Source organism: Clostridium sp. AF27-2AA, assembly GCF_003478505.1.
Taxonomy (GTDB): Bacteria; Bacillota; Clostridia; order Lachnospirales; family Lachnospiraceae; genus Brotaphodocola.
Genome location: NZ_QUFI01000081.1, coordinates 1 through 608, shown reverse-complemented (window position 1 = coordinate 608; position 608 = coordinate 1). Strand labels below are relative to the sequence as shown.

The following is a 608-nucleotide window of genomic DNA, read 5'->3' as shown; positions in this document are numbered from 1 at the left end:
ACTGGGATTCGGTTATACATGTACAGGATAGGTGGGAGGCTTTGAAATGAGGACGCCAGTCTTCATGGAGCCGCTGTTGGGATACCACCCTTGTGTGACTGGGTTTCTAACCTGCAGCCGTGACCCGGCTGGGGGACAATGTCAGGTGGGGAGTTTGACTGGGGCGGTCGCCTCCGAAAGGGTATCGGAGGCGCTCAAAGGTTCCCTCAGAATGGTTGGAAACCATTTGCAGAGTGCAAAGGCATAAGGGAGCTTGACTGCGAGACCGACGGGTCGAGCAGGTAGGAAACTAGGACTTAGTGATCCGGTGGTATAAAGTGGGATTGCCATCGCTCAACGGATAAAAGCTACCCTGGGGATAACAGGCTTATCACTCCCAAGAGTTCACATCGACGGAGTGGTTTGGCACCTCGATGTCGGCTCATCGCATCCTGGGGCTGAAGTAGGTCCCAAGGGTTGGGCTGTTCGCCCATTAAAGCGGTACGCGAGCTGGGTTCAGAACGTCGTGAGACAGTTCGGTCCCTATCCGGCGTGGGCGTAGGATATTTGAGAGGAGCTGTCCTTAGTACGAGAGGACCGGGATGGACTGACCTCTGGTGCATCGGTTG

Annotated in this window: 1 rRNA gene; it reads left to right on the top strand. The window is 55.4% G+C overall.

From position 1 onward, the window contains the following. Positions 1 to 608: ribosomal RNA gene (locus DWY84_RS17185) — 23S ribosomal RNA — on the top strand; the annotation flags it as partial.